A 23,637-nucleotide genomic window follows, 5' to 3' on the forward strand; every position below is an offset into this window, starting at 1 on the left:
ATCAGCCTTTCGTCTTCTTGGCGCGCTCGACCGCTTCGAGGATAAGCTGGCCGGCTTCCTTGGAGTCACCCCAGCCGAAGATCTTCACCCACTTGCCGGGCTCCAGATCCTTGTAGTGCTCGAAGAAGTGCTCGATCTGCTTCAGCGTGATCTCAGGAAGGTCGGTGTAATCCTTCACCTTCTCATAGCGCAGCGTCAGCTTCGGCGACGGCACGGCGATGATCTTCTCGTCCTTGCCGGAATTGTCTTCCATCTTCAGGACGCCGATCGGGCGCACATTGATGACGCAGCCGGGAACCAGCGGACGGGTGCTGGCGATCAGGACGTCGATCGGGTCGCCGTCTTCCGACAGTGTGTGCGGCACGAAGCCGTAATTGCCCGGATAGGTCATCGGCGTATAGAGGAAACGATCGACCACCAGCGTACCGGCTTCCTTGTCCATCTCATACTTGATGGGATGGCCGCCAACTGGAACCTCGACGATAACGTTGACGTCCTCAGGTGGGTTATTACCGATTGAAATGGCATCGATGCGCATAGGAAACTCCCGCGAAGTTGAATTGCTCGCAGCCAGATAATCAGTTTCATGTGGCAACGCAACATTGGAGATCACCAATGCGTGATGGCACCGGCGCAAAGAAGTCGAATCTTTGGAACAGGCATGTCGCGCAGAAGAGTGCCGCGGTTTTGCGACACCGACATGCGTAAAAACAAGACCTAAAGCACGTCAAATGTATCAAGTTTGATGCGACCTGCTGTAGGAGATAGCGAGCGCCAACCGGCCCGATCAGCTCCAGATGAAGCCGATCTTCTTCAACTGCTTGTGGTCGAAACTTTCCATGCCTTCGCAGAAATCGACACCGCCATGATTGCGGTAGAAGCGGCCGGCGGTCTCGTTTTCCTCGAGGCACCAGACGACCAGCCCCTTGCAGCCGAGCGACTTCAAGAGCCGGCGCGCCTCCCCGAACAGCATTCGGCCAAGGCCGATGCCCTGATATTCAGGGCGAAGGTAAAGCTCGTAAATCTCGCCTTCCTGCGGCAGAGCGCGGGCGCGGTTGAGGCCCAGTGTCGCGTAGCCGGCGACCGTTCCGGCGACATCGAGAACCAGCAGCGTTGCCGGCCCGCGGGTCGCCTTGCGCCACCAGTTTTCGCCGCGCCGCTCGATCATCTGCGTCAGCGCCCGATGCGGAATGATGCCCGCATAGGTATGCTGCCAGGCGAGCCTGTGGGTTTCCGATATGGCGCGGGCATCGTGCGGTTCGGCCCGCCGGACATCGATCGACAACGTCTTCATAACGTTTACTCTGGCCCTGCCAAAGGCAATTAACCATATGCGGCCGGCGCATCGTGATCGATTGCCCACAGACTTGATATGTGGACGACAGATAAAATTTAACGCTTTTTTAACGATTGTCACAAGACGGAATCAGCGCGGCGCACAATAAAAAACCCCGGCTCGAAGGCCGGGGTTTTAAAACGCTGTCTCTAAAGCATTTTGTCCTTACGCATGTCGCTATACCCCGGCTGCACGTCCGGGCTGCCCAGCATGAAGCGCTCAGAGAGCCGCTTTGGACTTTTCGAAACGCTTGCGGTCGTTGGCGTCGAGATACATCTTGCGCAGGCGAATGTTCTTCGGCGTCACTTCCATCAGCTCGTCGTCCTGGATCCAGGAGAGCGCGCGATCGAGCGTCATGCGGATCGGCGGGGTCAGCTTCACCGCTTCGTCCTTGCCGGCGGCGCGGATGTTGGTGAGCTGTTTGCCCTTCAGGACGTTGACTTCAAGGTCATTGTCGCGCGAATGGATGCCGATGATCATGCCGGCATAGACCTTTTCGCCCGGCTCGATGATCATCGGGCCGCGATCTTCCAGGTTGAACATGGCATAGGCGACGGCTTCGCCGGCCGCGTTGGCGAGCAGCACGCCGTTGACGCGGCCACCGATCACACCCTTGTAGGGCTGGTAGTCGTGGAACAGGCGGTTCATGATCGCCGTGCCGCGCGTATCCGTCAGCAGTTCCGACTGGTAGCCGATCAGGCCACGGGTCGGTGCGTAGAAACGCAGGCGAAGGCGGTTGCCGCCCGACGGCCGCAACTCGACCATTTCGGCCTTGCGCTCCGACATCTTCTGCACGACGACACCAGAATGTTCTTCGTCGACGTCGACGACGACTTCTTCGATCGGCTCCAGAAGCTGACCGCTTTCATCCTTGTGCATCACCACGCGCGGACGCGACACGGCAAGCTCGAAGCCTTCGCGACGCATGGTTTCGATGAGAACGGCGAGCTGAAGTTCGCCGCGGCCGGACACGTAGAACGAATCCTTGCCTTCGGCTTCTTCGATCTTCAGGGCAACGTTGCCTTCTGCTTCCTTGAAGAGACGGTCGCGGATGACGCGGCTCGTGACCTTGTCGCCCTCGGTGCCCGCCAGCGGGCTGTCGTTGACGATGAAGGACATGGTGACCGTCGGCGGATCGATCGGCTGCGCCTTCATGGCTTCCGAGACGGCCGGATCGCAGAAGGTATCGGCGACGGTCCCCTTGGAGAGGCCGGCGATCGCGACGATGTCGCCCGCATGTGCTTCTTCGATCGCCGTGCGCTCGATGCCGCGGAAGGCGAGGATCTTGGAAATTCGGCCGGTTTCGATCAGCTTGCCGTCCTGGCCGAGTACCTTGACGGCCTGGTTCGGCTTAATCGAGCCCGATGCGATGCGGCCGGTGATGATACGGCCGAGGAAGGGGTTGGCTTCGAGGATCGTGCCGATCATGCGGAACGGGCCTTCTTCGACGGTCGGCTCCGGAACATGCTTGAGCACCAGGTCGAGAAGCGGTGCAAGACCCTGATCCTTCGGGCCTTCCGGATTGACGTTCATCCAGCCGTCGCGGCCCGAACCGTAGAGGATCGGAAAGTCGAGCTGCTCGTCGGTCGCGTCGAGGTTTGCAAAGAGGTCGAAGACTTCGTTGATGACTTCTTCGTGGCGGCCGTCGGGACGGTCGATCTTGTTGATCGCGACGATCGGGCGAAGGCCGACCTTCAGTGCCTTGCCGACGACGAACTTGGTCTGCGGCATCGGGCCTTCCGAGGCATCGACGAGAACGATCGCGCCGTCCACCATCGAGAGAATGCGCTCGACTTCACCGCCGAAGTCGGCGTGGCCGGGGGTGTCGACGATGTTGATGCGAACACCCTTCCATTCGACCGAAGTCGCCTTGGCGAGAATGGTGATGCCGCGTTCTTTTTCGAGATCATTCGAGTCCATCACGCGTTCAGCGACGCGCTGATTTTCGCGGAACGAGCCGGACTGCTTGAGAAGCTCATCCACCAGGGTCGTCTTGCCATGGTCAACGTGCGCGATGATCGCGATATTGCGAAGTGCCATTTGTGAAATCTCTGAGGCTGGGGCGCACGCTCTTGAGGACGCGCCTATTAGTTTGGGGCGTCCATACAGTTTTTTTTGCGCTTGCGAAAGGGGGAAACGCGCAAAAGCTGCGGCAGGGCTTTCGCCCCGCCGCATCGTAGCGTGTCATCAAATTGTCTTAGGCGTCGCTGCCTGTCAATTCCTCGAAGGTCGAAAGTCCCTTTTTCAGAAGCATCGCATCGGGGCTCGGAAGCTTGCCGCGGAAGGCCTTGTAGGCGTCCTCCGGATCGACCGAGCCGCCGACGGAATAGATGTTTTCCTTGAGCTTGCGCGCCATCTCGCCGTTGAAGGCGTCGCCCGTCTCCTCGAAGGCGGCAAAGGCGTCGGCGTCGAGCACCTCCGACCACATATAGGAGTAATAGCCGGCCGAATAACCGCCGGAGAAGATGTGCTGGAAGTGCGGCGTCGCATGGCGCATGACGATCGACTTCGGCATGCCGATCTCGGCCAGCACCTCCGCCTGCACCGCCATCGGGTCCTCGACGGTCGTTCTCGTGTGAAACGCCATATCGACAAGCGCCGACGAGGTGAACTCGACGGTGTTGAAGCCGGCATTGAAGGTGCGGGCGGCCAGCACCTTGTCGAGCAGAGCCTGCGGCATCGGCTCGCCGGTTTCGACATGAACGGCGTAGCGCTTCAGAATAGCGGGCACCGTCAGCCAGTGCTCGTAGAGCTGCGACGGCAGCTCGACGAAATCGCGCGAAACGCCGGTGCCGGAGACCGAGGGATAGGTGACGTTCGACAGCATGCCGTGCAGCGCGTGGCCGAATTCGTGGAACAGCGTGCGCGCGTCGTCGAGCGACAGCAGCGCCGGCTTGCCTTCCGCCGGCTTGGCGAAGTTGCAGACATTGTAGATGATCGGCAGCTCGCCGTGGCGGCCGTTCTTGAGTTCCAGCTTGTGCTGCGATTGCAACGAGCTCATCCAGGCGCCGGAACGTTTCGAGCCGCGGGCGAAATAATCGCCGAGGAACAGGGCAACCAGCCGGTCCTCGCGGTCCCTGATTTCAAACACCCTGACATCCGGATGATAGGCGGCCACGTCCTTCTTTTCGACGGCGCGGATGCCGAACAGCCGGCCGGCCACGTCGAAGCAAGCCTCGATGATCTTCTCGAGCTGCAGATAAGGCTTGAGCTCGGCCTCGGAGAAATCGAACTTCCGCGCCCGGATCTTTTCGCCATAGTGGCGCCAGTCCCAGGGCATCACCTCGTGGTTCCGGCCCTCTTCGGCGATCAACGCGGCGATATCGGTCTCCTCCTCGCCGGCGCGCTTCACCGCCCGCGCCCAGACGGCCTTGAGCAGGCCGTTCACCGCATCCGCCGTCTTCGCCATCGTGTTGTCGAGCTTCAGCTCGGCGAAATTGCCGTAGCCGAGCAGCGTCGCCACCTGATGACGCAGCGCCAGCATTTCCCTGATGACCGCGCGGTTGTCCGTCTCGCCGTCATTTTCGCCGCGCGCCACCCACGCCTTGAAAGCCTGCTCGCGCAGATCGCGACGCTCCGAGAAGGTGAGGAACGGCTCGATGATCGAGCGTGACAACGTCACCGCATATTTGCCCTCTTCGCCACGCTCGCGCGCTGCCGCCGCCATCGCGTCACGAAGGAATTCCGGCAGGCCCTCGAGCTCGGCGCTGTCCGAAAGTACCAGTGCCCAGGCCTTTTCGTCGGCCAGGACGTTCTGGCCGAACTGCGTCCCGAGGCCGGCAAGCTTTTCATCGATCGCGGCGAGTTTTTCCTGCTCGGCCTTTTCGAGCTTGGCGCCCGACTTGACGAAGCCTTTCCAGTGGCGTTCCAGCACGCGTGTCTGTTCGAGCGTCAGGCCAAGGCTCTCGCGATTCTCCCAGAGCGTGTCGATGCGGGCAAAAAGCGCTGCATTCATCCCGATCTTCGAATAGTGACGCGACATCTTCGGCGAGATCTCCCGCTCCAGCGCCTGGATCACATCATTGGTATGCGCGCCGGCCTTGTTCCAGAACAGCGCCGAGACACGCGACAGCGCATCGCCGGCAATCTCCAGCGCCACGACCGTATTCTCGAAAGTCGGCGCATCGCCGTTTCCGGCAATTTCGTCGATCTCCTTCTCATGCGCGGCAAGCGCGGCTTCGAAGGCGGCGGCAAAATCACCGTCATCAACCGCATCGAAACGCGGCAGGCCGTGAAGACCGTCCCAGGTCACCAGCGCCGGATTGAAATCATGTGGAGAGGGCATCGGAGAATTCCTTTTGGCATGCAGATGGATCGTCAATATAGGCGGGCTGCCGTAGAATTGGTATGTTGCCGACAAGGACCTTTTGCCTCGCCCGCCGAATTTGGCGGGCGCCTGCCAAATCTGGTGGACAACAATTGATACGTGAAAATTAACCAATCGTTAACGATTGACGCGAATCACGCGCAGGCGCTAGTTTTCCGATGTTCTTCTTGTAAGGGGACATGCGCCATGGAAATTTTTTCTGTGCGGTCTTCTCAGAGTTTGCTGTTTAAAAACAATCCTAATAACGCAAAAAATTCGAAGACCTCTGATATTGCAATCGAGACCAAAGCTCCGGCCCCGGCCTCGTTCCAGATCGAAGACAATGTTGACGAAGGGCCGGATTTCACCGCGGTCAGCCCTGGAGAACTGCGCAATTACGCGCGCCAGAGTTTCGACAGCGGCCTGATCGATCAGAACACCTACGCCGCGATCTCCGAGCCGCTGCCGATGCATGCGATCGATCCGCTCGGCAACGTCATCGATCTCTCCAGCGTCACCGACGGCACCAGCTTCAATTTCCTCGACTATTACAAGAACCAGCTGCAGGTCGCCATGTCGATCGGCGATGCTGACGAGGTCCAGACGCTGAAATCGATCGTCAATTTCCTCGATGGCTGATCGGAGCATGATGCCGAAAGTCTAGATCAGGCCTTGCGCCAACCGAGCAGGCCGGGCGTTGCGTGCCAGAGCGCCTGGGCGGCAAATCCCATGAAAAGCACGCCGGAGCAGCGCACGATCAGCCGCTCATGGGCGCGATAGAAGCGCCGCACCGTACCGGCACCAATGATACCGATCAGGATGATGTCGGCCGTCACGAAACCGACGAACGACACGCCGAGCAGCACCGGCAACGCCTCGAAATCGAGCGCGCCGGCCGAGCCTGCAACGAGTGCGGTGAAGGTGGCGAGCGCCACCGGATAACCCTTCGGATTGGTGACGCCGAAGATCAGACCGCGGCGAAACGGCCGCTCGACTACAACAAGCGCCTGCCCCTCCGCTTTCGGCTTGGCATTGACGGCGCTCCAGCCGATCCAGGCGAGGTAGAAACCGCAGGCAAGGCCGAGCAGGTCGAAGACGAAGGTTCCGATCGTCTTTGCGCCGACGATCGCGATCAGCGCCAGCGACGACCAGATGAGATCCCCGACCAGATGCCCCATCATGAAGAAGGCGCCGGCCTTGCGGCCCTGCCCGGCGCCGATGCCGAGCAGCTGCAGGAAGGCGGGTCCCGGAATGAGCACGTAAAAGAGCGCCGCCAGAAAGGCGCCGAAGAGCAAAGACTGCGTCATGGAAATGCTCCGGAGGATGATGACGGCAGAGTAAGCGATCCCAGCCATCCGTCAAGATTGGTATCCGTCAAGGCCGTCTACCGCGGCGAAAAGGGAGATGCCGCCAGTGCCAGCTTCCGGGCGAAGCGAATATTTCGCTCAGATTCTCCTGTCGAACAGGGCCAATGGCGTCTTCAGCCGATAGAGCGTCGTCGGTCGCCGCGCCCGCTCGGTCTGCCGTTTTTCGCCCTCGACCGTTTCAAGCAGATCGAGATCGTTGATCTTGCGGCGAAAAGCGCTCTGGTCCAGCCGTTCGCCCATCACCGTTTCATAAATTGCCTGCAGTTCCGACATGGTGAAGATCTCCGGAAGCAGCCTCGCCGGAATGGTCGAATATGCGCCCTTGCCGCGCAGCCGTTCCAGGGCGGCGGTGACGATCGCATTGTGGTCGAAGGGCAATTCGCCAACCGCCTCGACCGGCCGTAATTCGAGGGGGCCGGCGCCGCCCGTCAGCGCTCCCCGTGGGACCAGGGCAAAATAGGCGATCGACACCGACCAGTCGCGGGGGTCGCGCCGCGCCGAAGCGAAGGTCCCGAGCTGCTCGAAGAATATGCCCTCGAGCCCGGCCTTGACCTTGAGGATGCGCCGCACGGCTGCCTCCGCATCGACGTCCTCGTCCGTATGCACATAGCCGCCGATCAGCGCCGGAACGCCGGCAAACGGCTCGGCGGACCGCGGCAGCAGCGCCGCGCACAACCGCCCCTCGTGCAGCGTCAGCAGGACGATGTCGAGCGTCACGATCGGCCGTGCGAATTCAGCCTCTGCCATCAGCATCTCCCCGCTTGCATGTTCCGGCTCTCATAGCGGCCAACCATAAAAATAACAATTTGCAAATAGCAACTTGCAAAATGCACTTTGCAAGTTTATATCATGGACATCGAACGGCAGCGGGTGACGCCCACGCCGAATCGCCAGGGCAAAAGCAAAAGGAGTGACGCCATGGGTATGGGACGTTTCAGCACGGCCGACTGGGCCGCCTACAATGCACGCCATGTGGATGGCCGCAGCCGGTCCGAAGTCTTTGGCGCCACCGGCATCGATCCGCAATTCGACCCGGCGCGTTTTGCCACCCGCGAGAGCCGCGACAGCGCCTACAATCCGCAATCGACCCCGATCATTCTGGCTTCTGATGTGACCGGCTCGATGGGCATGATCGCCCACGAGCTGATGCGCGGCGGGCTCATCACCCTGACATCGGAGATCTACGACCGCCGCCCGGTATCCGATCCGCACATCATGGTGGCGGCGGTCGGAGATGCGTTTACCGATGCCGCACCTCTGCAGGCCACCCAGTTCGAGGCCGATATCTCGCTTGCCAGCCAGATCCGCGCCTTGTGGCTGGAAGGCAATGGCGGCGGCAATGACGGCGAGAGCTACAGCGCCGCCCATCTTTTGGCGGCTCTCAAGACCTCGACCGATGCCTTCGAAAGACGCGGCCGCAAGGGCTATCTCTTCACCATCGGCGACGAGCCGGTGCACAATGGCCTGGCCGCCCATCAGATCGCCCGCATCTTCGGCATCGAAGCGCCACGCGGTCTGAGCGCCCGGGAATGCCTCGCGATGGCGCAGAGATCCTACGAAGTCTTCCACATCGTCATCCGCGAAGGCTATGCGGCCACCAGGCTCGACCGGGTGCTCGCGAGCTGGCAGCAGCTGCTGCCCGGCCGCACCTTCGTGCTCGATGATTACAGGCGTATTGCCGAGTTGGTGGTGTCGATCATCGAGATCACCGAGGGTCGCGACCCCGGCGACGTGGCCGCCAGCTGGCCCGGTGCGGCAGCCGCAGTCGTCGCTAAAGCCATCGGCGAACGCCCGAAGCGGCGTCTGCTGCCTTTCTTCTAAATCAGATATTCCAAGAGCCCCGGCGCGATCGCTTCGGGCGCCCTTTTTGAGGAGCGGAATAATGAGTACCCAAGCACAGGCCGTGATCGGCGCGCTTTACGGCGACGAAGGCAAGGGACTGATGGTCGATCGCCTTGCCGCGGCGACACCGGCGGCCGTGGTGGTTCGCAGCAACGGCGGTGCGCAAGCCGGCCACACGGTGGTTGGTGAGGCCGGCGCCCGCCATGTCTTTCACCATATCGGCTCCGGCAGCTTTGCCGGGGCCGCCAGCCATTTCAGCCGCTTCTTCGTCGCCCATCCGATGTTGCTGCTCGACGAATTGGCGGCCCTCGATGCGCTTGATGTCAAGCCCGACATCAGCAGCGATCCGCGCGCCTCGGTGACGACGCCGTTCGACATCATCATCAATCAGGCCCTGGAGCTGGCGCGCGGCGCCGCCCGTCACGGCAGTTGCGGCCTCGGCTTCGGCGAGACCGTCGAGCGCAATCTGCGCCCGGAATTCGCCCTGTCGACGAAAGATCTGTTCCGCCCCGATCTGCACGACCGCCTGGTCTCCATCCGCGACGCCTGGGTGCCGGTCCGGCTTGCCGCGCTCGGCATCACCGCCTTGCCCGCGGAACTTGCCGCCGCACTGGCTGACGAAACCACCATCGCCCGCTTCGAGGCCGATTGCGCCGCCTATCTCGACCGCGTCACGCTCTGGCCCGACCGACGGCTGTGCGAGCGCGGCGCTGTGATCTTCGAGGCCGCCCAAGGTTTGCTGCTCGATCAGGATGGCGGCGGCTTTCCCCATGTCACCCGCTCGAATACCGGGCTCTCAAACATGCTCGCTATATCAGCCGAGGCCGGCATCACCGAGCTCAACGCAACATATGCGACGCGCTGCTATACCACCCGGCACGGCGCGGGCCCCCTCAAAGGGGAAATTTCCGCCCTGCCCGGCATCAAAGTCGTTGATCCCACCAACGCGCCAAACGAGTGGCAGGGTAGCCTCAGGCTCGCCCCGCTCGATCTCGGCGTGTTGCGCGACGCCATTGCCCCCGATCTGGCGTTGGAGCGCGGCGGTATCACGGTCAGCGCCGGGCTGGCGGTGACCTGCCTCGATCAGGCCGACGATGGCTTTGCCGTGACGGATCGCGGAGAGGCAATGCGGCTTGATCCTGCCATAGCGGCAGCGCGCATATCGGAGCTTGTCGGCCTGCCGCTCTCCGCCGAAAGCTGGGGACCGCGCCGCGGCAATGTCAGGCTGTGTGTGGATGTCGATGCCGCGCGAATCGCGGCGCAATAAAAGAGCCCGCGCGGCATGCCGGCGGGCTCCTGTCGAATTCGAAGGCGCAGCGTGATTACTTCGCGAGGTTGCGTTTGCCGAGCGTGCGCAGGCGCAGCGCATTGAGCTTGATGAAGCCGGCCGCATCCTTCTGGTCGTAGGCGCCCTGGTCGTCCTCGAAGGTGACGAGCTTGTCGGAATAGAGCGACTTTTCGCTCTCGCGGCCGATGACCATGACATTGCCCTTGTAGAGCTTCAGCGTCACTTCGCCTTCGACATGCTCCTGGCTCTTGTCGATCAGCGCCTGCAGCATCTCGCGCTCCGGCGAGAACCAGAAGCCGTAATAGATCAGCTCGGCGTAACGCGGCATGATCTCGTCCTTGAGATGGGCAGCACCGCGGTCGAGCGTGATCGATTCGATGGCGCGGTGCGCCGAGAGCAGGATCGTGCCGCCGGGTGTTTCGTAGACGCCACGCGACTTCATGCCGACAAAGCGGTTCTCGACCAGATCGAGACGGCCGATGCCGTTGTCGCGGCCGTAATTGTTAAGTGTCGCGAGCAGCGTCGCCGGCGACATCTCGACACCGTTGATCGAGACCGCATCGCCCTTGCGGAAGCCGACCTTGATCACCGTCGCCTTGTCGGGCGCAGCCTCAGGCGAGATCGTGCGCATATGCACATATTCCGGCGCCTCCTGAGCGGGGTCCTCGAGAACCTTGCCCTCGGAAGAGGAATGCAGAAGGTTGGCGTCGACGGAGAACGGCGCCTCGCCCTTCTTGTCCTTGGCAACCGGGATCTGATGCTGCTCGGCAAAGGCAAGCAGGTCGGTGCGGCTCTTGAACGCCCAGTCGCGCCACGGCGCGATGATCTTGATGTCGGGGTTCAGCGCATAGGCGGAGAGTTCGAAGCGGACCTGGTCGTTGCCCTTGCCGGTCGCACCGTGGGCGATCGCATCCGCGCCCGTCTTGCGGGCGATATCGATCAGATGCTTGGAAATCAGCGGCCGGGCGATCGACGTGCCGAGCAGGTAGACGCCTTCGTAGACGGCATTGGCGCGGAACATCGGGAAGACGAAATCGCGCACGAATTCCTCGCGCACATCCTCGATATAGATCTCCTTGATGCCGAGCATCTCGGCCTTCTTGCGCGCCGGCTCCAGCTCTTCGCCCTGGCCGAGATCGGCGGTGAAGGTGACGACTTCGGCGCCGAGTTCCGTCTGCAGCCACTTCAGGATGATCGAGGTGTCGAGACCGCCGGAATAGGCGAGAACGACTTTCTTCACGTCTTTGTATGATGCCATGATGATGAGGTCCGTTGCATAAAAGGCCGGCGAAAACCCGGTATCGCGGCACTTTTAGCGAGATTGGCGCGTGACGCAAGGGCAAGCCGGACACCACAAGCCCAGTTTAGAGATGGGCCGCGATATTCATGCGCCGATGCAGGATGCGAATAACTATCAACGCTTCTTCGGTCTCAGCGTAAATGATGAAATGCGAGCGAAACGCCAGAGCGGTGTAGCCGCTCCTCAATCCAATGATTTTGCGGCCACGCTTTGTCTGTGCTGCAAGCGCCCCGCAGTCATCCCGGAGTGCAAGGATATAGTCCTCCGCTTGATCCTGCCCCCCTCTTCGGTATAGTCATAAATCCTGTCGATATCGTCGGCAGCGGCTGGCGAGAGAACAAGCGTTTTCATTGGCGGCTGCGGCGCGCTCGCTTTCCCTCGATAAAAGCATCAAAATCAAAAGGCCGTGGCTTGCCGGATTTCTCACCGTCGATAATGGCTGCCTCGATTGCTGCAAGCTCCGCCTCGCGCTGCAAAAGCCTCAAACCGGCGTCGATCACCTCGTCTGCAGAGCCATAAGTTCCCTGATCGAGCTGATTGCCGATAAATTCTTCCATGTGATCATCGATTCTGATGGACACGACCTTGGCCACGCGCGGGTACCTCGCAGGTTTGACTTGCACATCGAAACTACCATATTCGCCAGCGTCCGAACAATGCTCGAGGAGAGGCTGCCCGTGACCAATATTCAAGACATTTTCAAGAAGTCCAATGTTGCCGTCATCACCGGCGGCGCCTCCGGCATCGGCCTTGCCGCGGCGAAATATTTCGCCGGACGCGGCATGAGCGTGGCGATCGCCGATCTCGGCGGCGATCGGCTGGCCCATGCCGCCGACGAACTCAAGGCCATTGCCGGCGAGGAAAATGTGATGGCGGTCGAGACCGACGTCGCAGTCAAGGAATCCCTGGAAGCGCTCGAACGCACCGTGCTCCAGCGTTTCGGCCGTGTGCACGTGCTGATGAACAATGCCGGCATCGGCCCGGAAACCTCGATCTTCAGCCCGCAGGCGAACTGGGACCATATCTTCGCCGTCAACCTGATGGGCGTGATCAACGGCACCCGCACCTTCGGTCCGAAAATGCTGTCGCATGGCGAGCCCGGCCTGATCATCAACACCGGCTCCAAGCAGGGCATCACCACGCCGCCCGGCAACCCCGCCTACAACATCTCCAAATCAGGCGTGAAAGTCTTCACCGAAGCGCTGGAGCATGAACTTCGCAACATCGAGGGCGGGAAGATTTCCGCCCATCTTCTCATTCCCGGCTTCGTCTTCACCGGCCTCACCAAGGGCGACCGCTCGGAAAAACCGGCCGCCGCCTGGACGCCGGAGCAGACGGTCGATTTCATGGTCGAGAGCCTAGAACGCGGCGATTTCTATATTCTCTGCCCCGACAATGACGTGGCGCGCCCGGTCGACGAACGCCGCATGGCCTGGGCCGCCGGCGATATCATCGAGAACCGTCCGCCGCTGTCACGCTGGCACAAGGACTATGCGGAGAAGTTCAAGGCCTACCTGGAACAGAAGTGATCGGCGCTATTAGAAGGTTTGATTGGTAATTTTCTGAAAGCCGGGTAAGAAATCCTTCGATCTTCCCGGCTTTCAGAGTGTGTCATGGATTTCCTGCCCAGCCTGCCGACCCTTTTGGCCTTTGCCGCCGCGACGCTGTTGCTGGCGGCGACCCCGGGTCCAGACATGACGCTGTCGATCAGCCGTTCGCTGGCCCAGGGCAGGAAAGCGGCCCTTTTCGTCGTCGTCGGCACCAGCCTCGGCATCGTCGTCCACACCATGCTGGTCGCTTTCGGCATTTCGGCGCTGATCACCGCCTCACCGACCGCCTTCCTGATCCTGAAGACCGGCGGTGCTGCCTATCTGTTCTGGCTGGCGCTACAGGCGATCCGCTTCGGCTCCAAGCTCACCGTCGCCAAGGTCGAAGAGCAGAAGGGCACCGCACTTTCGAACATCTCGTCGGGTTTCTGGGTCAATCTTCTGAACCCCAAGGTCATCATCTTCTTCATGACCTTCCTGCCGCAATTCGTCAGCGCCGGCGATCCCGCCGTCACGCAGAAGCTGCTTTTCCTTGGGCTTTGCTTCATCCTGATCGGTATGCCGGTCAATGCCGGCGTGGTCTTTGCCGCCGACTGGCTGGCCTCCTGGCTGCAGAACAACAGGAAGGTGCTGCGCGGCATGGACTATACCTTCGCCGGCGTCTTCTCGATCTTCGCTGCCAAGATCCTGCTCACCCAGGCCAGATAATCAGCCGATCCCGCGGTCGCGAAGCGATCCGCACGCTGTCGGCGTTAGCTAGCCGATCAGCAACGCATCGTCATCGAGCGTCTGGCCGCGCATCTTGCGGAACATGGCGATCAGGTCCTCGACCTGCAGGTTCTTTCTGTTGTCACCCGCCACATCGAGAACGATCTCGCCGCCATGCAGCATAATCGTGCGGTGGCCGTAATCCAGCGCCTGCCGCATCGAGTGCGTCACCATCATCGTCGTCAGCTTGCGCTCGGCAACGGTCTTCTGCGTCAGGTTCATCACGAACTCAGCCATCCCAGGATCGAGTGCTGCCGTATGTTCGTCGAGCAACAGCACTTCCGAGCCCGCCAGCGTCGCCATGACGAGAGAAACGGCCTGCCGCTGCCCGCCGGAGAGCAGATCCATGCGGTCTTTCAGGCGGTTCTCCAGACCGAGATTGAGCTCGGCGATCCGTTCCTTGAAATAGTCGCGCCGCTTGCTGCCGAGCGCCGATACAAGTCCGCGCTTCTCTCCACGCCGGGCCGCCAGAGCGAGATTTTCCTCGATCGACAAGGCGCCGCAGCTTCCCGTCAGCGGATCCTGGAAGACACGCGCCACCAGGCCGGCGCGCGCCGCCGTCGATTTGCGTGTGACCTCGTGCTTGCCGATCAGCACTTGCCCTTCGCTCGGAATGACGTCGCCGGCGAGCACGCCGAGCAATGTCGATTTGCCGGCGCCGTTGGAGCCGATGACGGTGACGAAGGAGCCTTGCTCGATGGTCAGGCTGACGCCGTTCAGCGCCTGCTTCTGCAGCGGCGTGCCGCGCCCGAAGACAACCTTGATGTCCTTGACGCTGATCACGATGCGGCACCTCCGCGAAGACGGGGAAGGATGAGCGCCACGGTCACCAGCACCGCCGTCACGAAATTGAGGTCGGATGCCTGCAAGCCGATGACATCGCTCGAAAGCGCCAGTTGGATCGCGATGCGATAGAGGATCGAGCCGAGCACGCAGCCGATCAACGCAATCAGCAGACCGCGCCGCCCGAGCAACGTCTCGCCGATGATGACGGCGGCAAGCCCGACGACGATCGTGCCGACGCCTGAGGTGACGTCGGCAAAGCCGTTCGTCTGAGCAAACAGCGCACCACCGAAGGCGACCAGCGCATTGGAGATCGCCATGCCGAGATAGATCTGCCGGTTGGTATCGACGCCCTGGGCGCGGGCCATCCTTGCATTGGCGCCGGTCGCCCGCATGGCAAGCCCGGCATCACTTTCCAGGAAGCGCCAGACCAGGATGAGCGCGACGATCACGAGCACGCCGACGAAGAGCGGCCGCACGTAGAAATCACGCAGGCCATGGCCGAAGAACGGGCTGATCATCGTATCGGCATTGATAAGGGCGACATTGGGTTTACCCATCACCCTGAGATTGACGGAAAACAGCGCAATCATCGTCAGGATCGAGGCGAGCAGATTGAGGATCTTGAAGCGCACGTTGAGCAGCGCCGTCACCATGCCGGCGCCGGCACCGGCCGCCATCGCGATCAGCGCCGCGAGCCAGGCATTGACGCCTGATATGATCAGCACGGCGGTCACCGCCGCACCGAGCGGAAAGGAACCGTCCACCGTCAAGTCGGGAAAGTCGAGAACGCGGAAAGCGAGATAAACGCCGAGAGCGACGAAGGAATAAACCAGGCCGAGCTCGACGGCTCCCCAGAATGCGATTTGGCTCAAGGCTTTCAGCCCCTTTTTGTGTCCGTTCCGCCCGTCGCGAAACCGGAGCCTTTTAATACAGGGAGCCGCCCCCGTGCAAACGGGGGCGGCTGAATGCGGATAAGCCGATGAAATTATGGCCGATTATTCGATGACTTTGTTGGCGCGCGAAAGCACGCTCTGCGGCAGGGTGACGCCCATGTTCTGAGCTGCGGCCTTGTTGACGACGAGGTCGCTACCGGCGGCGGTCTTGACCGCGATGTCGCCGGGGTTTTCGCCCTTCAGCACCCGCACGACGATGTCGCCGGTCTGCTTGCCGACATCGTAATAGTTGAAGCCGAGGGCGGCGATCGAACCGCGCGAAACCGAATCCGTATCGGCGGTGAAGAGCGGCAGCTTGCTCTCTTCGGCAACCGCGACAGCACCTTCGAGCGCCGAGATGATCGTGTTGTCGGTCGGGACGTAGATCACATCGGCGCGTCCGACGAGAGCGCGTGCTGCGCCCTGGACCTCGGCCGACTTGGTGGCGGCCGATTCCACAACCGTCAGTCCGGCCTTTTCGGCCTCGGCCTTCAAGACAGTGAGCAGCGAAACGGAATTCGCTTCGCCGGAATTGTAGAGATAACCGATGGTTTTCGCGTTCGGCACGATTTCCTTGATCAGCGCCAGATGCTCGGCCACCGGCGACATGTCGGAAAGGCCGGTGACGTTGCCGCCGGGCTTGTCCATGTTCTTGACGAGCTGGGCGCCGAGCGGATCGGAGACGGCGGTGAAGACGACCGGAATGTCACGCGTCGAGGAAACGACCGCCTGGGCCGAGGGCGTGGAGATCGGCACGATGACATTGGGCTCGTCGCCGGCGAACTGGCGGGCGATCTGGGCAGCGGTGGCCGGATTGCCCTGCGCCGACTCGAACACGAATTTCAGGTTCTCGCCTTCCTTGTAGCCGGCAGCCGTCAGCGCATCGAGAACGCCTTTGCGGGCTGCATCCAGCGCCGGGTGCTCGACGATCGCCGTCACGGCAACCGTCACATTGTCAGCCTTTGCGGGCAGGGAAAGGGCCAAAGTGGCGGCAAGAGCGAGCAGAATCGGGCGCATGGGTGTCCTCCTGAATGATTTTGGCGGCACTATTAGGAAAAGCGCATGCTTAAATCAATGCAGGAGAGTTGTAGCGAGGATCAAACTTGCTGATCAGTCGTCGGCGCCGTGATTGGCAATCATCATCGCCTCGAAGGCCAGACGCTCGGTTTTGCGCATGCGTTCGGATTCCGATTTCAGCTGGCCGCAGGCGGCAAGAATATCGCGGCCGCGCGGTGTGCGGATCGGCGAGGCATACCCTGCCGAATTGATGAAATCGGCGAATTTCTCGATCTGCTCCCAATCGGAACACTGATAATTGGTGCCCGGCCAGGGATTGAACGGAATGAGGTTGATCTTCGCCGGCACGCCCTTCAACAGCTTTATCAGCCCCTTGGCGTCTTCGAGACTGTCGTTGACGTCCTTCAGCATCACATATTCGAAGGTGATGCGCCGGGCGTTGGAAAGGCCGGGATAGGCCCGGCAGGCATCGATCAATTCCTTCAGCGGATACTTCTTGTTGATCGGCACTAGAATGTCGCGCAGGTCGTCGCGCACGGCATGCAGCGAAATCGCCAGCATGACGCCGATCTCCTCGCCGGTGCGGAAGATCTCCGGCACGACGCCCGAGGTGGAAAGCGTCACGCGGCGCCGGGACAGCGACAGGCCGTCGCCATCGGTGGCGATCAGCAATGCCTGCTTGACGGCATCGAAATTATACAGCGGCTCACCCATGCCCATCATGACGATGTTGCTGACCTTACGGCCTTCGGCAGGCATGATCGTTCCCTGCGGCGCTTCGCGATCCGGGAAGTCGCCGAGCCGGTCGCGGGCAAGCAGCAGCTGCGACAGAATTTCCTCGGCCGTCAGGTTGCGCACCAGCCGCTGTGTCCCGGTATGACAGAAGGAACAGGTCAGCGTGCAGCCGACCTGGCTTGAGATGCAGAGCGTGCCGCGGCCCTCTTCCGGAATATAGACGGCTTCGATCTCGACCGGGCGGCCTGCGCCGCGGGCGGGAAAACGCAGCAGCCATTTGCGCGTGCCGTCATTGGAGACCTGCTCCTCGACGATCTCGGGACGCTCGATGGTGAAATGCTGCTTGAGCATCTCCCGCATGTCCTTGGCGACATTGGTCATATGGTCGAAATCGGAGACGCCGCGCACATAGATCCAGTTCCAGAGCTGCGCGACGCGCATCTTGATCTGCTTCTCGGCCACGCCCCTTTCCCGGAGTGCTGCCGCCATCTCCTCGCGCGACAGCCCGATCAGCGACGGCTTCTCGACACCGGAAGAGAGGCGCGCGGCCTGGGGCTTGTTGACGACGATCGCATCCATCACGGACATAGTCTTTCATCCTGAATTCGAACACGTAACCGTTTCGCAAGCCGCGGACTTCAGGGTCTGATCCGGAAGACTTGCGGGCGCATGACGGCACATTGGCAGAAATTGATGGCGGACGGCGACTGACATCGCGATCTGTCCGCTGTTTGCGCGGCCTTTAGCATCATTTTGCTCGCGCGTCACTACAAAGCATGTCGCGCAAAAGTGTGCAGCGGTTTTGCGTAAACGACATGCGGAAACCAAGGACCTAAAACGGGCAGGCGAGTCTGAAGGATCGCGGAGAGCGTTAGCTAGACATCCGATTGGGTAGTCGTTCGCGGCGCGAGCCACACTGTGTTTGTCGTTGCGACCGCCGGAAGAGATGTTGCTTTCGCTCGAAATTCAGGAATTTGATTGTCGCTCTTGAACATATTCGAACCGGTGGCAACTTCGATAAATTGGCTAACTATCTGCTAATTATGAAAGCATGGGAACTCGCTCGTCGCGTCGCACAACACGAGATGGGACACTATTCGCGCAGGCGTCGGTGAGTGGGGGCCGGAACTAGAACGGTTCAAATTCATACGGTAGACGTGAACGTATGAAGAACTTGAATTTTACAAGGCGCTGTTAAGCGTGGCGTGATGGCCGCCGCCTAACGACTGGAACCCGCGCGCGGTTTATTGACCGAATGTATCAAGGCATTGAGCAAATGTATCGAAGATAACCTTAATCTGATCTTCGGTTATTATCATGGGCGGACAAAGCGCTATGGCATCGCCGATACTCCGGCAAATAAGACCGCTTTCCAGCAGGGCTCGGCTGAACTGCGTTCCGATTACGCCTTGTGCCTGTCCGTCGCGCGGCTCGAACTCCAATGCGCCGATTAGCCCGACGCTCCTGGATTCGAACACGCCCGGCCGTGTGGCAAGTTCATCGAGGCACGCGCCAAACAACGGGGCAAGCGCCTGTACATTTTCCACAAGACGATCCGCCTCAATGATCCGCAAGTTTTCCAGCGCTACGGCGGCTGCGACGGGATGACCGCTGGCGGTGTATCCATGCCCGAACACGCCGATCCGATGGCTTTCATCCGCAATAGGCTGATAGACCCTGTCGTTGACGAGTACAGCGGCGATCGGCTGATAGGAGGACGACAACTGCTTTGACACGGTCATGATATCGGGTCTGATGTCGTAGGTCTCGCAACCGAACATGCTGCCCGTGCGGCCGAAGCCACAGATCACTTCATCCGCAATAAGGAGAATATCGTGGCGGGCCAGCACATCCTGCATCGCTTTCCAATAACCGGTCGGCGGCACGATGACCCCGCCCGCCCCCATCACCGGCTCGCCGATGAAAGCGCCGATCGTTTCGGGGCCTTCGCGCAAGATCAAAGCCTCAAGTTCGGCAGCACATCGCTGGACGAAAGCTTCTTCGGTTTCGTTCGAGCCCGCCCGGTAATGCGGGGTCAACGTGTGCAGTATACAATCAAAAGGGAGGTCGAACGAGAGATGGTTATTGGGGAGGCCGGTGAGGCTTGCGCTCAGCGCGGTCACCCCATGATAGGCCTTCAGCCGTGATATGACCTTCTTTTTTTTCGGCATGCCGAGCGCATTGGCGCGGTACCAGACAAGCTTGATGGCCGTATCGTTGGCCTCAGAGCCGGAGTTGGTGAAAAGAACCTTGGACATCGGCACCGGCGCTATGCTGATCAGCTTTTCGGCTAGTTTCGCCACCGCGGCATTCGTCCGTCCCGTGAAGGTATGATAATAGGGCAATACGGCCATCTGTTCGGCAGCAGCACGCAAAAGTCGCGCTTCGCTGAAGCCGACAGCAACGCTCCATAGGCCGGCCATGCCTTCGATATAACGCCTACCTTCTGGATCGAAGACGTAGATACCCTCCGCCCGGGAGATCTGCAGCGGCCCTTCGTTCTCATGGCGGCGTGCGTCGGTATAGGAGTGGAGATGGTGCGCCACGTCTATGTCGGATATGCGAGCGATTTGATCGTTCATGACCGGCCTCCCAGGCCATTCTTAGCAGTTTCGAGCGTTGGCAGGGCACGAGCGGAAACGGCTTTACCAGATGGTATTTTCCGGCCACCTGCTGCTGATATGGGCCAGATCGAGCGGCGGATTGACTCCGGTTATCAACTCGAGCACGCGCGGTGGCGTGAGCGGCAGCCTGCACACGCTCCTGCCGGTGGCATTCGCCACAGCGCAGGCAACCGTGGCGCCGACATTGAGGATCGGCACTTCGCCGGCACCTTTTGTACCGAGCGGGCCAATCGACGGCGCGCCCTCGTAAAGATCGATCGTCACGGGCACGACGTCCTGGGCCAACGGCAGCCGGTAGGTTTCAAAACCGGACTGGGCGATGCGTCCCTGCTCGTCGATGGTCACTTCCTCGTGCAGCGCATAGCCGAGCCCCTGTACTACCCCGCCCTGGATCTGGCCGTGGATCGCACGTGGATTGAGCGCCCTGCCGACATCCTGCACCACCTGATAGGAGAGTATCTCGACGTGCCCAGTCTGTGAATCTACTGCCACCTCACAATCGTGAACAGCGAATACCGGAATGTCGATCGCGTCGATGAAATGCGCCATGGCGCAGCCCGCCATTGCCTGGACACCGGGCTTGGTGAAGGCGCCGGTTCCCGAGACTGGTCCGGAAACTTGCTGAACGCGCTCGACGACCTTGGCGATCGTCATTCCCGCCCCCTTGCGGCCGGCGATTTCCACGCGGCCATTGGCGAGCGTCAGCTGGTCTGTGGGGGTCTGCAGCATTTCGCTGGCGACCGGCAGGATCTTGTTGCGGATTTCCTCGCAGGCCTTGAGGCTCGCCGCGCCGATCGAGACTGTCGTCCGGCCACCGCCAACGCCGAGATCCAACCCGGCCGCATCCGTGTCCGCCGCCTTGACCACCACCTCTTCCGGACGGATGCCGAGTTCGGCCGCAACGATCTGCGGCAGCGACTGCACCATCGTGCCGGAGCCGATCTCGACGCCTGATGTGACGAGCGTCGCGCTGCCATCGGCATTGAGATTGACGGTGGCCGAAGACGGGCCGACGAAGATGAACCATGTGCCGACCGTCGTCGCACGGCCGTAAAGCTTGCCGGCGGCAAGCGGCGCTTTCGAGGGCAGGCTCGCCTTCAAGGCCTCCATGCGCTCCAACATCGGACGCAGGACCTCACCTTCGAACACCTGGCCGGTGGCGCCGATGTCCTGATCACCGAGCACGTTGCGCCGCCGGAATTCGAGCGGGTCCATTCCAATCGCCACGGCAATCTCATCAGTGTGCCGTTCGAGCGCGAAGGTGTTGTAGACGCCGTTGCAAGCTCGGAAGGCGCCGTTGGGTGCGGTGTTGGTGTAGACCACGCGGCTGTTGAGGCGCACCGAGCCGAGCTTGTAGTTGCCGCCCAGCGTGTGCGCGGTCATCGTCGTCAGGAAGATCTGCTCACCGCCATAGGCTCCGCAATCCATCAGCACAGTCGCTTCGCGCCCGATAATCTCGCCGTCCTTGGTCACGGCGGACCGGATGCGGATGTCCGCATTCTCACGGCAGAGGCAGGTGATTGTTTCCTCATAGCGGGAATTGATCACGGCGACGCGACGGCCTGTCTTCTTCGCCAAGAGCGCCGCCATGGGCTCGATCGTGCAATCGAATTTGAGACCGAAAGCGCCGCCGACGGGAGGCACCGTCACGCGCACCTGCGATGAGGGAATGCCGAGAACTTCGGCCGTCACCTTGCGCACCGTCCACGGCACCTGCGTCGAAGCGATGATGTGAAACCGGCCGTCCTCGAAGGTGGCGATCGCGGCACGCGGTTCGAACGGCACATGGCTTTGGCGACCGACGGTGTAACAGCTCTCGACGATGGTGACATCGGGCCGCGCAAAGGCGGCGTCGGTATCGCCGCGGACGACCTTGGCTTCCCAGGCGACATTACCCGCTCGCGCCACGCCATCCAGCTGCACTTCGTAGCTTTTCCAATCGGCATGCACCAGGGGCGCATCGGGGGCCAGCGCGTCGGCTATGGTCAAGATCGGTGCGAGCGGCTCGATCTCCACCTCGATGGCCGCCGCCGCCGCCCGGGCCTGGTCGAGCGTATCGGCAGCGACAGCGGCGATTGGCTCGCCGAAATAGCGGATGACGTCGCGGGCAAACAGCGGGTGGTCGATGACGCCGATGCCGTGCTTTCCAGGGGCGTCCTCGGCGGTGACCACTGCCCGCACGCCGGGCATGGTCCTCGCCTTCGAGACATCGACGCGCAGGATCCGCGCCGAAGCGATTTCCGACCGCAGAATGGCCGCCTGCAGGGTGCCCGGCCCGGCTTGGTCGATCGTGTAGCGCGTCCGGCCGCTCAATTTGTCGCGGGCATCACGCCGAGCGAGATTCATCACCGCGCCCATGGGAGGAATTGCCATATTCATTCCGGGCGCTCCTTGTGCATCACCGCCACAAGGGCGGCATCGACGATCCGCTCATAACCCGTGCAGCGGCAGATATTGCCCGACAGCGCCGCCTTGATCGTCGTGCGGTCCGCATCTGGATGTTGGTCGAGGAAGGAGGTCAGCGTCATCACCATGCCCGGAAAACACATACCGCATTGGACGGCATCGAGGTCTTCGAGAGCCTGCTGGATGAAATTGGGCACGCCATCGACCGCGAGGCTCTCGATCGTCGCCACGCTTCGGCCCGCCGCAAGTCCGACAGGGCAAAGACAGGAGACCGTCGGCTGGCCTTCCACATGCACCATGCAAGCGCCGCAGAAGCCTTCGCCGCAGACCGACTTGGCGCCGGTCAGCAGCAGGTCGTTGCGCAGCACATCGACCAGCGGCGTCATCGGATCGCCGTGATAGCTACGCGCCTCACCATTGACGTTCAACAGGATGGCCATCAATTGGTCTCCTGTCCGACGAGGTCTTCGAAGGCGCGGCGCACCAGCACCGGCAGAACCTGGATGCGGTACCAGCCGGGCGCCTCGATGCCGCCGCGGCCTGAAAACTCCTTTGACATCTCCTCGGCGAGCGTGCCGATCTCCACAGGCGCCAGCGCCTGCCCCTCGACCGAGGCTTCGAGCCTGTGCCAACGGCGCGCCGTCGCCTCGACAGAGCCGACCGCAATGCACACGCCATGGAAAGAGCCGTCGGAATGCCGGTCCGTCTTCACGGAGACGATGGCAACCGGATAGTCGCCCGCCTTGCGCAAGGGCAGGCGGGCATGCGCCGAACGGAATTTACCACGCGGCACATGTATCCGGGTGACCAGCCCCGGTCCAAGCGTCGTCCGCATGCGGAGAAATTCCTCCATGCCCATCGATAAGGCGCTGACCACGGAGCGGTATTCGACCGTCGCCTCGAGACCGAGCAGCGCCGGCACGAGATCGGCAGCCGCAAAACCTGCCGCACAGAGGTTGCCGCCCACCGTGGCCACCGACCGAATGGCCGGATTGGCCGACAGGCGCGCGGCATCGGCAAGCCCTCCGAATTCATCGGTCGCGGCAAGAGCGTCGGCGAGACGGGCATGGCTGACGCAGGCACCGATCGATAGGCGATCAGGCCCAATTCTGATCTCGCCGAGTTCGGCGATGCCGGAAATCGATATCACCGCCCTCGGCAGATATTCGCCGCGGAGCGGCGCGCGCATCACCCAGGTCGCCCCGGCCAACAGCTTCGCGCCGCCGGCATGGTCGGCCAGCGCTGATACCGCCTGGTCCACGCTCGTTGCGGATATGAACTCTCTTGTCGTCATCCGGGATTTCCCATCCGTAACCGCCGACTTCACCCTCAACCGGTATTCGATCCATTCGAAAAGCCACAGCGCTCGGGAGACGGCGCCGT

22 protein-coding genes are annotated in these 23,637 nt (G+C 61.5%); 5 read left to right on the forward strand and 17 right to left on the reverse strand.

The annotated features are described in order from the left end of the window. Position 1 precedes the first annotated feature (1 nt). The 4 genes from ppa to QMO82_RS21650 form a co-directional block, all read right to left on the reverse strand. Positions 2-538: an inorganic diphosphatase gene (ppa, locus tag QMO82_RS21635; RefSeq protein WP_012559229.1), complete on the reverse strand. Its 537-nt coding sequence runs from the start codon at positions 536-538 to the stop codon at positions 2-4. A gap of 249 nt (positions 539-787) precedes the next feature. Continuing rightward, on the reverse strand, positions 788-1,294 hold the full coding sequence (locus QMO82_RS21640) for a GNAT family N-acetyltransferase (protein ID WP_097617979.1): 507 nt from the start codon (positions 1,292-1,294) through the stop codon (positions 788-790). Positions 1,295-1,555: 261 nt separating this feature from the next. Next, positions 1,556-3,376, reverse strand: coding sequence for a translational GTPase TypA (gene typA / locus QMO82_RS21645; RefSeq protein WP_125846072.1), 1,821 nt, complete (start codon positions 3,374-3,376; stop codon positions 1,556-1,558). Between the two features lie 157 nt (positions 3,377-3,533). Next, the gene (locus tag QMO82_RS21650; protein ID WP_183608615.1) at positions 3,534-5,621 is read right to left on the reverse strand and encodes a M3 family metallopeptidase; all 2,088 of its coding nucleotides are present in this window, start codon (positions 5,619-5,621) and stop codon (positions 3,534-3,536) included. Between the two features lie 228 nt (positions 5,622-5,849). Between QMO82_RS21650 and QMO82_RS21655 the strand changes: the two genes are divergently transcribed. After that, positions 5,850-6,281, forward strand: a complete 432-nt coding sequence (locus QMO82_RS21655) for a hypothetical protein (protein WP_183608614.1) — start codon at positions 5,850-5,852, stop codon at positions 6,279-6,281. A gap of 26 nt (positions 6,282-6,307) precedes the next feature. On the opposite strand, the gene QMO82_RS21660 is transcribed toward QMO82_RS21655, so the two are convergent. Both QMO82_RS21660 and QMO82_RS21665 read right to left on the reverse strand, forming a co-directional pair. Beyond that, positions 6,308-6,949 (reverse strand): LysE family translocator, encoded by a 642-nt coding sequence (locus QMO82_RS21660; protein WP_024320406.1) that lies wholly within the window; start codon positions 6,947-6,949, stop codon positions 6,308-6,310. 138 nt (positions 6,950-7,087) lie between these two features. Further along, positions 7,088-7,756 (reverse strand): NUDIX hydrolase, encoded by a 669-nt coding sequence (locus tag QMO82_RS21665; RefSeq protein ID WP_183608613.1) that lies wholly within the window; start codon positions 7,754-7,756, stop codon positions 7,088-7,090. Between the two features lie 171 nt (positions 7,757-7,927). Between QMO82_RS21665 and QMO82_RS21670 the strand changes: the two genes are divergently transcribed. Next, positions 7,928-8,830 (forward strand): hypothetical protein, encoded by a 903-nt coding sequence (locus QMO82_RS21670; RefSeq protein ID WP_097617973.1) that lies wholly within the window; start codon positions 7,928-7,930, stop codon positions 8,828-8,830. Positions 8,831-8,891: 61 nt separating this feature from the next. Then, positions 8,892-10,118, forward strand: a complete 1,227-nt coding sequence (locus QMO82_RS21675; protein WP_183608612.1) for an adenylosuccinate synthetase — start codon at positions 8,892-8,894, stop codon at positions 10,116-10,118. A gap of 55 nt (positions 10,119-10,173) precedes the next feature. Here QMO82_RS21675 and QMO82_RS21680 read toward each other — a convergent pair whose 3' ends face one another. From QMO82_RS21680 to QMO82_RS21690, 3 genes are all read right to left on the reverse strand, one after another. Beyond that, a complete protein-coding gene (locus tag QMO82_RS21680) occupies positions 10,174-11,397 on the reverse strand; it encodes an argininosuccinate synthase (RefSeq protein ID WP_183608611.1) in 1,224 nt (407 codons plus the stop codon). Between the two features lie 106 nt (positions 11,398-11,503). Beyond that, positions 11,504-11,695, reverse strand: a complete 192-nt coding sequence (locus QMO82_RS21685; protein ID WP_183608741.1) for a type II toxin-antitoxin system RelE/ParE family toxin — start codon at positions 11,693-11,695, stop codon at positions 11,504-11,506. A gap of 91 nt (positions 11,696-11,786) precedes the next feature. After that, positions 11,787-12,032, reverse strand: a complete 246-nt coding sequence (locus tag QMO82_RS21690; RefSeq protein ID WP_183608610.1) for a type II toxin-antitoxin system ParD family antitoxin — start codon at positions 12,030-12,032, stop codon at positions 11,787-11,789. An 84-nt stretch (positions 12,033-12,116) separates the two neighbouring features. On the opposite strand from QMO82_RS21690, the gene QMO82_RS21695 reads away from it, so the two are divergent. After that, complete coding sequence (locus QMO82_RS21695) at positions 12,117-12,968, forward strand: SDR family NAD(P)-dependent oxidoreductase (RefSeq protein WP_183608609.1); 852 nt, start codon at positions 12,117-12,119, stop codon at positions 12,966-12,968. Between the two features lie 84 nt (positions 12,969-13,052). After that, a complete protein-coding gene (locus QMO82_RS21700) occupies positions 13,053-13,694 on the forward strand; it encodes a LysE family translocator (RefSeq protein WP_183608608.1) in 642 nt (213 codons plus the stop codon). Positions 13,695-13,742: 48 nt separating this feature from the next. On the opposite strand, the gene QMO82_RS21705 is transcribed toward QMO82_RS21700, so the two are convergent. The 8 genes from QMO82_RS21705 to QMO82_RS21740 all read right to left on the reverse strand — a co-directional run bounded on the left by QMO82_RS21705 (position 13,743) and on the right by QMO82_RS21740 (position 23,548). After that, the gene (locus QMO82_RS21705; RefSeq protein ID WP_183608607.1) at positions 13,743-14,537 is read right to left on the reverse strand and encodes an ABC transporter ATP-binding protein; all 795 of its coding nucleotides are present in this window, start codon (positions 14,535-14,537) and stop codon (positions 13,743-13,745) included. Then, positions 14,534-15,412: an ABC transporter permease gene (locus QMO82_RS21710; protein ID WP_183608606.1), complete on the reverse strand. Its 879-nt coding sequence runs from the start codon at positions 15,410-15,412 to the stop codon at positions 14,534-14,536. The genes QMO82_RS21705 and QMO82_RS21710 overlap by 4 nt, the downstream gene beginning before the upstream one ends. A 123-nt stretch (positions 15,413-15,535) precedes the next feature. After that, positions 15,536-16,489: an ABC transporter substrate-binding protein gene (locus QMO82_RS21715; protein ID WP_183608605.1), complete on the reverse strand. Its 954-nt coding sequence runs from the start codon at positions 16,487-16,489 to the stop codon at positions 15,536-15,538. A gap of 93 nt (positions 16,490-16,582) precedes the next feature. Continuing rightward, positions 16,583-17,812, reverse strand: coding sequence for a 23S rRNA (adenine(2503)-C(2))-methyltransferase RlmN (rlmN, locus tag QMO82_RS21720; protein WP_183608604.1), 1,230 nt, complete (start codon positions 17,810-17,812; stop codon positions 16,583-16,585). A 656-nt stretch (positions 17,813-18,468) separates the two neighbouring features. Next, complete coding sequence (locus tag QMO82_RS21725; protein WP_183608603.1) at positions 18,469-19,806, reverse strand: aminotransferase; 1,338 nt, start codon at positions 19,804-19,806, stop codon at positions 18,469-18,471. A gap of 63 nt (positions 19,807-19,869) precedes the next feature. Next, a complete protein-coding gene (locus tag QMO82_RS21730; protein WP_210305821.1) occupies positions 19,870-22,221 on the reverse strand; it encodes a xanthine dehydrogenase family protein molybdopterin-binding subunit in 2,352 nt (783 codons plus the stop codon). 2 nt (positions 22,222-22,223) lie between these two features. After that, positions 22,224-22,694 (reverse strand): (2Fe-2S)-binding protein, encoded by a 471-nt coding sequence (locus QMO82_RS21735; RefSeq protein WP_183608601.1) that lies wholly within the window; start codon positions 22,692-22,694, stop codon positions 22,224-22,226. After that, positions 22,694-23,548, reverse strand: coding sequence for a xanthine dehydrogenase family protein subunit M (locus QMO82_RS21740; RefSeq protein WP_183608600.1), 855 nt, complete (start codon positions 23,546-23,548; stop codon positions 22,694-22,696). Before QMO82_RS21740 ends, QMO82_RS21735 begins: the two co-directional genes overlap by 1 nt. Between the last annotated feature and the right edge of the window lie 89 nt (positions 23,549-23,637).

The organism is Rhizobium sp. BT04, from assembly GCF_030053135.1.
Taxonomy (GTDB): domain Bacteria; phylum Pseudomonadota; class Alphaproteobacteria; order Rhizobiales; family Rhizobiaceae; genus Rhizobium; species Rhizobium binxianense.

Coding starts and splice junctions, on each gene's coding strand:
- ppa (WP_012559229.1), bottom strand. CDS start 538: ATGCGCATCGATGCCATTTCAATCGGTAATAACCCACCTGAGGACGTC.
- QMO82_RS21640 (WP_097617979.1), bottom strand. CDS start 1,294: ATGAAGACGTTGTCGATCGATGTCCGGCGGGCCGAACCGCACGATGCC.
- typA (WP_125846072.1), bottom strand. CDS start 3,376: ATGGCACTTCGCAATATCGCGATCATCGCGCACGTTGACCATGGCAAG.
- QMO82_RS21650 (WP_183608615.1), bottom strand. CDS start 5,621: ATGCCCTCTCCACATGATTTCAATCCGGCGCTGGTGACCTGGGACGGT.
- QMO82_RS21655 (WP_183608614.1), top strand. CDS start 5,850: ATGGAAATTTTTTCTGTGCGGTCTTCTCAGAGTTTGCTGTTTAAAAAC.
- QMO82_RS21660 (WP_024320406.1), bottom strand. CDS start 6,949: ATGACGCAGTCTTTGCTCTTCGGCGCCTTTCTGGCGGCGCTCTTTTAC.
- QMO82_RS21665 (WP_183608613.1), bottom strand. CDS start 7,756: ATGGCAGAGGCTGAATTCGCACGGCCGATCGTGACGCTCGACATCGTC.
- QMO82_RS21670 (WP_097617973.1), top strand. CDS start 7,928: ATGGGTATGGGACGTTTCAGCACGGCCGACTGGGCCGCCTACAATGCA.
- QMO82_RS21675 (WP_183608612.1), top strand. CDS start 8,892: ATGAGTACCCAAGCACAGGCCGTGATCGGCGCGCTTTACGGCGACGAA.
- QMO82_RS21680 (WP_183608611.1), bottom strand. CDS start 11,397: ATGGCATCATACAAAGACGTGAAGAAAGTCGTTCTCGCCTATTCCGGC.
- QMO82_RS21700 (WP_183608608.1), top strand. CDS start 13,053: ATGGATTTCCTGCCCAGCCTGCCGACCCTTTTGGCCTTTGCCGCCGCG.
- QMO82_RS21715 (WP_183608605.1), bottom strand. CDS start 16,489: ATGCGCCCGATTCTGCTCGCTCTTGCCGCCACTTTGGCCCTTTCCCTG.
- rlmN (WP_183608604.1), bottom strand. CDS start 17,812: ATGTCCGTGATGGATGCGATCGTCGTCAACAAGCCCCAGGCCGCGCGC.
- QMO82_RS21725 (WP_183608603.1), bottom strand. CDS start 19,806: ATGAACGATCAAATCGCTCGCATATCCGACATAGACGTGGCGCACCAT.
- QMO82_RS21730 (WP_210305821.1), bottom strand. CDS start 22,221: ATGGCAATTCCTCCCATGGGCGCGGTGATGAATCTCGCTCGGCGTGAT.
- QMO82_RS21735 (WP_183608601.1), bottom strand. CDS start 22,694: ATGGCCATCCTGTTGAACGTCAATGGTGAGGCGCGTAGCTATCACGGC.
- QMO82_RS21740 (WP_183608600.1), bottom strand. CDS start 23,548: ATGACGACAAGAGAGTTCATATCCGCAACGAGCGTGGACCAGGCGGTA.